This window comes from Dolichospermum sp. LEGE 00246 (assembly GCF_015207865.1).
In the GTDB taxonomy this organism is placed as follows: domain Bacteria; phylum Cyanobacteriota; class Cyanobacteriia; order Cyanobacteriales; family Nostocaceae; genus Dolichospermum; species Dolichospermum heterosporum.
Genome location: NZ_JADEWA010000287.1, coordinates 1 through 7,060, shown reverse-complemented (window position 1 = coordinate 7,060; position 7,060 = coordinate 1). Strand labels below are relative to the sequence as shown.

11 protein-coding genes are annotated in these 7,060 nt (G+C 38.4%); all 11 read right to left on the bottom strand.

Features of this window, described 5'->3' with window-relative positions; all coding sequences use genetic code 11:
• Window positions 1-144 precede the first annotated feature (144 nt).
• Window positions 145-372 (bottom strand): helicase HerA domain-containing protein, encoded by a 228-nt coding sequence (locus IQ228_RS26735; RefSeq protein WP_228043931.1) that lies wholly within the window; start codon window positions 370-372, stop codon window positions 145-147.
• A 167-nt stretch (window positions 373-539) separates the two neighbouring features.
• Window positions 540-866, bottom strand: coding sequence for a helix-turn-helix domain-containing protein (locus tag IQ228_RS17490; RefSeq protein WP_027402638.1), 327 nt, complete (start codon window positions 864-866; stop codon window positions 540-542).
• The gene (locus IQ228_RS17485; RefSeq protein ID WP_193963742.1) at window positions 859-1,239 is read right to left on the bottom strand and encodes a type II toxin-antitoxin system RelE/ParE family toxin; all 381 of its coding nucleotides are present in this window, start codon (window positions 1,237-1,239) and stop codon (window positions 859-861) included. Before IQ228_RS17485 ends, IQ228_RS17490 begins: the two co-directional genes overlap by 8 nt.
• A gap of 149 nt (window positions 1,240-1,388) precedes the next feature.
• Window positions 1,389-1,583, bottom strand: coding sequence for a hypothetical protein (locus IQ228_RS17480; protein ID WP_228043930.1), 195 nt, complete (start codon window positions 1,581-1,583; stop codon window positions 1,389-1,391).
• Window positions 1,584-1,675: 92 nt separating this feature from the next.
• Window positions 1,676-2,221, bottom strand: a complete 546-nt coding sequence (locus IQ228_RS17475; RefSeq protein WP_027402635.1) for a pentapeptide repeat-containing protein — start codon at window positions 2,219-2,221, stop codon at window positions 1,676-1,678.
• Window positions 2,211-2,525: a helix-turn-helix transcriptional regulator gene (locus IQ228_RS17470; protein WP_027402634.1), complete on the bottom strand. Its 315-nt coding sequence runs from the start codon at window positions 2,523-2,525 to the stop codon at window positions 2,211-2,213. Before IQ228_RS17470 ends, IQ228_RS17475 begins: the two co-directional genes overlap by 11 nt.
• A gap of 210 nt (window positions 2,526-2,735) precedes the next feature.
• Complete coding sequence (locus IQ228_RS17465) at window positions 2,736-3,014, bottom strand: hypothetical protein (RefSeq protein WP_027402633.1); 279 nt, start codon at window positions 3,012-3,014, stop codon at window positions 2,736-2,738.
• 354 nt (window positions 3,015-3,368) lie between these two features.
• Window positions 3,369-3,566: a pentapeptide repeat-containing protein gene (locus IQ228_RS17460; RefSeq protein ID WP_027402632.1), complete on the bottom strand. Its 198-nt coding sequence runs from the start codon at window positions 3,564-3,566 to the stop codon at window positions 3,369-3,371.
• A gap of 730 nt (window positions 3,567-4,296) precedes the next feature.
• Window positions 4,297-5,097 (bottom strand): pentapeptide repeat-containing protein, encoded by an 801-nt coding sequence (locus IQ228_RS17455; protein WP_193963741.1) that lies wholly within the window; start codon window positions 5,095-5,097, stop codon window positions 4,297-4,299.
• Between the two features lie 18 nt (window positions 5,098-5,115).
• Window positions 5,116-6,180, bottom strand: a complete 1,065-nt coding sequence (locus IQ228_RS17450) for a metal-dependent hydrolase (RefSeq protein WP_193963740.1) — start codon at window positions 6,178-6,180, stop codon at window positions 5,116-5,118.
• Window positions 6,180-6,911, bottom strand: a complete 732-nt coding sequence (locus tag IQ228_RS17445) for an ATP-binding protein (RefSeq protein ID WP_370566905.1) — start codon at window positions 6,909-6,911, stop codon at window positions 6,180-6,182. Before IQ228_RS17445 ends, IQ228_RS17450 begins: the two co-directional genes overlap by 1 nt.
• Between the last annotated feature and the right edge of the window lie 149 nt (window positions 6,912-7,060).

Below are 7,060 nucleotides of genomic sequence, written 5' to 3'. Positions count from 1 at the left end.
GGGTAGGGGGGTTAGGTTTTTGGAGATTATGGGTTTTATCTGATACTTTTCAAACAACCTCTTAGTATCTAAATCAATTGTTAAAGGGTTAATGCCAAAAGGAGATTCCATATCTAAGGGATAACAAACTTCATTCGGTAACTGTTAGTCCCCATGATAATCAATAATAATATTCTTTATAGTGGGAAATAATTTAGGTAATTCATAGGCGATCGCTTTCAATGTTTGAGTTTTACCACTTCCCGACGTTCCAATAATGGCGACATGACCATTTGGCAAAGTAGCAGGATTCCAATAACATTTATCCCCTAAGAATATGCCAGAGTGCGATTTTTCTTTCTCAATTGGCTTACCTTGTGGTAATGGCTTCATGTTAATTGGTTTTAAAGCTTGTGTGTTTAGATTTAAAAGTTTTAGTGGTATAGAAACTTTATATTACATCTATCCTATAGCTTTTTTGACGTTAAACCATCATTTACCGACTTTTCTACTTCGGAAAATGTACGGATTGAATTAAAACAAGACTAGATAGGGTATAGTTAGCAAACTACAGTTGTACGGGCAAATTTGTGATTTTCAGGTTTAGGTTTAACTGTAATTTCTACATCACTACCTAATTTGTTAAGATAAGCCATCAATCTATCGGTTGAAAAGCCACTTAGTCTACCTCTAATTAGCAGAGAAACCTTTGGTTGATCTATTCCTAAAATTTCAGCAGCTTGAACTTGTGTTAATTTTTGACTATTGATAATTTCACTGATTTTACGTGCTAGTTCAGCTTTCAATAATCTTTCTTCAGAATTAGCTAAACCCAAATCAGCAAATACATTTCCACTGCTAACAGTAATTCTATTTTCACTATCCATTTTTTACTCCATTTTTTTGAGCAGTTTCTTGTAAGTAATCTAATTCAGCAGTTTTCAGTCTTTTTCTTACCAAATCTATATCTTGTTGTGGTGTAGCAATACCATGTTTTGACTTCTTCTGAAAAGAATGTAACAAGTAAATAACACCTTTAAATTTAACGGTGTAAATTGCTCTATATGTATCCCCATCAAAATCATCTACAATTTCCACAACACCCGATCCTGGAAAACCCTTTAAAGGTTTCGCGTCAGGGTGTTTTTGACCGTGTTGCGCTAAGTCAAGAGCGTAACCCATTACGTCTTGTACATCTTCAGGAAACTCCTTTAAATCGTCAAGTGCGCTTGCAACCCATTTGAGAGGTTTTTCATTCATGTCATGTAATGTCTAATATGCTAAATCTAGCCTATTATGTCAATAGGTAATTATATTGTATTAATTTATCATGGCTTGATAAAAACCTATTCACACAAAAAAGTAATAGCGTTTTTCAAACTTAATACATAGATTTAATTACAATGCAATCAATTTAAAGTTCTACTAACCAACCACCCCATCTGATTACCCAGCTTACCCGCTTTGGTGAAGGTAAAGCTACCCCATACAAAGGTCATTTCATCCTTACCTACCCTTGGGGTAATACCAATCAATTCTTTTACCTTAGCTGTACTCAGTATCCACTGATGAGTAACAGCTTTTTCTAATTCCTCATATTCCACCAGGGGCGATGCAATTAGTGTAAAAGGCGTGTTTCATTTTGCTTGTAAAAATCATTCACGAATACTTGGTAAAAATATTTATACCAAGAAACTCAGTGGTGCGGATTTTTATTATTAATACTGTTTAATTCATTCAACAATTCTTCATTCTCTAACATATATTTGTCTAATTCTTTCATATTGATTCGATCCCAATAAACTCTCATCTCCCAAATTTTAATTTCCGAAAAGTCAGCTTTACTTAAATTGGATTTTGTAAATATAGTTCCACCTAAATGGCAGTATCGGAAACTAGCATTGATTAAAATTGCTTCACTGAAATTTGTTCCCAGCATTGACGTATCTTCAAATTTGCAATTTTCAATATTAGCATTTATAAAACTAGCTTTATTTAATTCACTTTTATCAAATGAAGCATTAATTAGAATAGAATTATCCAATGTTGCTAAATTTAAATTGACATTATTCCAAGTAGAACATGAAAAATTTGCACCGTTTAAGTTTGCACCTTCTAAATTCACATTATTAAGATAAATATGGTGAAGATTAATGCCCTCAAAATTAGCATTTTTAAGATTGATATCAAAAAATCTTCTTTGTCCTTCAGCGTATTTTTGTAAAAACTCTTCAGAATTCATAGTATTGCTGTTTCGTAAGAGTCAGATGAATTACTAACCGCTGATTAAGAGCATGAGCGATTTTTTGCAGCATGGAAAGAGAATGTCCTTCATAGTCAGCATCTTCTAGCCGTGCAATTACTGGTTGTTTTGTGCCAATCAGTTCCGCCAACTGTTTCTGCGTTAACCCAGCTTTGGTTCTGGCTTCATATATTAACTGTGCCACTTCTGCATTAATGGTAGATACCGCTACCATTGCCTCAAGTTGAGGATCAGTACGAGTCATCTTGTAGATAATTTTAATCGCATCCTTAGTCTTGTCCATCATCATCACCATCATCCTCCTCGTGGTAAGTGTGCGCTTCTGGGCTTTCCTCAAATAAACGCACTTTGCTATCAGGACTGACGATAACTTGGGCTTTCCTCAAATAAACGCACTTTGCTATCAGGACTGAGGATAACTCGGATTCTCAAGTTTTGCCCAGCTTTATTACTAGAAACAAAGGGTTTGCCAATTTCGGGAATACCACTACTATCAATGTATTTTCTGGGCTTGTTGAAATCTTTTATTATACTTATCGGTAGTTTCAAATTCGTCTTTTTGAACCTTCATAAGAATAGGTAAAGTTTCTAAAAACGAATTAAAAATATATTTATGATTACTTACAGAGTATTTTTGTGTTTGAACTAATTTATTATTCAATTGAACTTCGATAGCATTTTGGGCTTGCGATACTCCCTTACTGAAAAAAAACTGTAATGCTACTAGCACAATCCCACTGGCTACGCTAATTATATTTAGATTTTTAAGCATGGTTGACTATATTTAAATGATGTAATAATTATTACAGTATAAAGGCAAGGTATTATGATTCTCGATAGGATACAATGTAACTGAGTGCGAGTAAAAACTAATCTTAAAGATTTTATTCTGATATCAGTATATTACAAAAGCGTCAGGTAAAATTCTTATAAGAAGAAAGATTAGTTGACGCGATTGTGTGACGCAGTAAGAAAAATTGCTATAACAGAAATAGCTGAAATTCTTATCCCATAAGGGATATAGGCTATTTAATTATTTTTTCCCAAAATAGGGACTGTCTCTGGAGTAACCCCGCCCCTTCCTTAGACCCCCCGCCATTGCCTCGACTCCTCCCTAAGCTAAGGGTTAAGCTAAGGAATTAAAATCCTGAATTCCGGCAATAATCCACGAAATACAGGTTAGAATAACCACCCACCGTTTTTGTAAACCTGCGGTGGCATGGCTAAAATTTGCACCTTTCAGGTAGGCATTGGTGAAATTTGCACCCCTGATATCAGCATGGCTAAAGTTTGCACCTTCAAGATTTTGACCTTTGAAACCCACATTCCGCAGGTGTTTTTTGAATTTTCGGAATTATCCATAGCCCAATGATAACAAGGCTTTCAGACAATGACACGCAATTCTATATTAGAGCGATGCCTTCGGCGCGGCGTAGCCATCGCCGATATATTTAAAGCTCGAATCAAGTTTATTGAGAATAATGTCAATAAATTAGTTGGTTTGAGATTAAATTCATTGAATACCGACCTAGATAGCAAAAAGCATGAACTGGTTATTATGATTGGGTTTTAGCTGTTTTATGAAATTCTTTTTTTGACAAAATAACCTGCTGGGAAAAATATTTTGAGTATATTTACTCATGCTGAATGTGGGTTGGAGTGTCTTTGTATTCATAACCAGACCCCCTGAAAAATCAATGTTGTTTTGTCTGGTATTACCTACTTTGACTCATAAGTTGGTATTTGAGTTCCGATTGCATTAATTAGTAACTATGTACTAAAATATGTCTGCTTGTAGCCTTCTTAATGTTTGGAAAAAACGAGAGATACTCAAAACCTGAAAGCTATATATGATAAGCTTTTTCAGCTTCTATTTCCGTTTGAGCAAGGATCTCGGCTCAATGCCTTTTTACTTTGATATTTCTATTATCCTGGAAGAGGTAACAAAAGCGCGCAGTTTATTTCTTAACTTACTGCTTGCGATCACCGCACTGCCGTAGCGATCGCTTCCTTACTGACATCGCTCTTGTCCTCCTCCTTATTTATTAAGGGTTTTACGTTAAGTTGACACCAATGCTCAAATCCGTACTTTTTAGCGTTGCTCCTATGAAATTAGCATCAGTGAGATTAGCGTTGCGAAAGTTTGTACCACCAATAGCTGCAAAGACTATAGCTATGTTCCGAATCAAAGAGTATTTTTCATCTCCTTTCATCGCTCGCCAAGCAATGTAGCCACTGAATAAAACTACGGCTACGGCTACGGCTACGGCTACGGCTACGGCTACGGCTACGGCTACGGCTACGGCTACGGCTACGGCTACGGCTCCGGCTACGGCTCCGGCTACGGCTACGGCTACGGCTACAGCTACGGCTACGGCTCCGGCTACGGCTACGGCTACGGCTGCGGCTACGGCTAAGACTAAGCCTGGGGCCACCAAGCCTGCGGCGAAGCATGTGGCGAAGACTCCGGCGAAGGTTACGGCTACGGCTACGGCTACGGCTACGGCGGAGGCTGTATTTAATCCTTGACGAATTATAACGATGCCCAAAATAATTATTACTATTAAGGCAGTCCAGCCTAATAACGGATTCTGAACTATTATACGTACAAAAAATCCAATAAAAGCTGAGAAAAGTCCTGAAATTCCGGCAATGATCCACGAAATACAGGTTAGAATAACCACCCACCGTTTTTGCAAACCTGCGGTGGCATGGCTAAAATTTGCACCTTTCAGGTAGGCATTGGTAAAATCTGCACCTCTGATATCAGCATGGCTAAAGTTTGCACCTTCAAGATTTTGACCTTTGAAAGAACGTCCTCTGAGATTTTGATGAGAAAAATCCTGGGGTATCATTTGTTTTGTGGCTTACTCTTATTGACTACTGACAATTGACCGGACTTGCAAACTACCACTGGCGAATTCATCCCCCAAGGATTTCATCACAACTTTTAGTGGTGCAGCCTCTAACTTAATATTACTAGGTGATGCGTCTATAAACTTAAATTGGTAAGGGTCACGGGGTAAAATTGAGGTGTCAAAATCCTCAACTGACAAATCACCACTAATGAATACATTTGTATTAGTACGGTTAAATTTACTTATCGCCTCCCCAATAACCTGATCTTCCACAAATACCGATTCAATAGTAGTAATAGCAGGTGTAGAAACATCTGCGGTAATTTGTTCAATCACAATCTGACTATCAGGATCAGTTGCCGCTTTATATAATTTATTTGTCTTAGGTTCAAGAACTATAAATCCAGTCCCGTTAGGTTGAATAATCTGAAATTGGCCATCAACCTTTGACCGATCGCCCGCTCTGACCCCCTTAATATTAGCAACAATTTTATGGGTACTTCCAGAACTATTGTACACACCCTGTACCCCTGATGTAGAGGCAATTAGACGATTAAACTGGGTTAAAATTCCCCCCTTACTATTGATGCTAAATGCTGATAATGCGATAGCGAAGCGCTCCGTAGGAATCGCCACCAATATACAAAGTACAAAATATTCAGCATTACTCCCAGTCTTTAACCTGAGATTCCGATTACCAGGACAAACACAACGTACAGATGAAGGCCAGAACATTTCTACCCCGCCTCTAGTGAAACAATCAGCAAACCAGCCGAAAGTATAACCAATCGTTAAAGCTGATGCTATGGGAATAAATTGGGGAATAAATATTGATAGTCCATAGGAGGCGATCGCCACAACAGCCGATGCAATTATGGAATGAGTCATACTTCTATGGGGCATTGTTTCCTGAAAATATCCAGAAATCCAAGGAAAAACCTTACCTGCTGGAGAAGTGGAAACATCAACATCTGGGAGTAGACCAGCGATCGCACCAACAGCAATCAAAACCGGGTCCGCAGTTTGCAGTAATAAACTGGATGCAGTCCCACTAATTAACAGGTGAGATATTCCCAACATTACCTAATTCTCCTTTCCTCTTGAGGCAAACTGTACAGCAATCGGGAAAGTCCCAAGAATATAGCCGCAGCAATACCACCAAATATATATAGTGCTTGGTCATTAGTACCAAGTCCGATAAAGCGCATAATCACGAAGATTACACCCACTACTAAAATTAATGGGGTGATGTCAAAATATCTTCTGTGATCCGCGCCCTCGATGTCTAACCCTAGATATTCCTCCTCGATGGCACGAATAGCTAACATGGGATTTCCCCCAGCGCGTTCCTGAAGTTTAGATAAATCGGCAGACGTTAGGGCGATCGCTCTTTCCTGCGCTGCGCTTTTCATAATTTGTCTGATTGCCTTCTCTGGCAAAGGTTTCAGTTCGATTCTCGGAATGTTTATGAAAATATCAGAACGGGGTGGGTCTGTAGCAAGTACAAGCATCGGTACACCCTTACGGCGTAACTGTTTCAGCCAAATCCTAAATTTCATATCACAGTTTTGAGCGTCATCGAGAACAATAAATGCTGTGTTCTCTGAAAGGAATTGGGCGATAGCGAAGCGCTGCTGCAAGCAGATCGCTCTTTTAAGCTTATCCATAGTCAGATTTTTCCCCTCGATGTCTTCTGTGGGAAGTTCAAACTGCTGGGCAATTTCTAACAGCATTTGCTTAGGTGTTGTCGGTTCAACAAAAGCCACTAAAAACCCATCGTCAGTTAATCTCTCAACAACGGCATTACCCAGTACAGACTTACCACTCCCTCTTCCCCGACAATTAAAATTGCCCCATTAGCGAGTAATGATGCTGTAGTGCGGTTTAATTCCGCTTGTCTATAAATTTGAAATTCCTCAACCTCAAAACATCCCTCCCCAACTCCTGTCTCTTATACACA

What these genes read in the sequence shown, in the direction of transcription:
- IQ228_RS26735 (WP_228043931.1), bottom strand. Translation starts at nt 372, where the DNA reads ATGAAGCCATTACCACAAGGTAAGCCAATTGAGAAAGAAAAATCGCAC.
- IQ228_RS17490 (WP_027402638.1), bottom strand. Translation starts at nt 866, where the DNA reads ATGGATAGTGAAAATAGAATTACTGTTAGCAGTGGAAATGTATTTGCT.
- IQ228_RS17485 (WP_193963742.1), bottom strand. Translation starts at nt 1,239, where the DNA reads ATGAATGAAAAACCTCTCAAATGGGTTGCAAGCGCACTTGACGATTTA.
- IQ228_RS17475 (WP_027402635.1), bottom strand. Translation starts at nt 2,221, where the DNA reads ATGAATTCTGAAGAGTTTTTACAAAAATACGCTGAAGGACAAAGAAGA.
- IQ228_RS17470 (WP_027402634.1), bottom strand. Translation starts at nt 2,525, where the DNA reads ATGGACAAGACTAAGGATGCGATTAAAATTATCTACAAGATGACTCGT.
- IQ228_RS17465 (WP_027402633.1), bottom strand. Translation starts at nt 3,014, where the DNA reads ATGCTTAAAAATCTAAATATAATTAGCGTAGCCAGTGGGATTGTGCTA.
- IQ228_RS17455 (WP_193963741.1), bottom strand. Translation starts at nt 5,097, where the DNA reads ATGATACCCCAGGATTTTTCTCATCAAAATCTCAGAGGACGTTCTTTC.
- IQ228_RS17450 (WP_193963740.1), bottom strand. Translation starts at nt 6,180, where the DNA reads ATGTTGGGAATATCTCACCTGTTAATTAGTGGGACTGCATCCAGTTTA.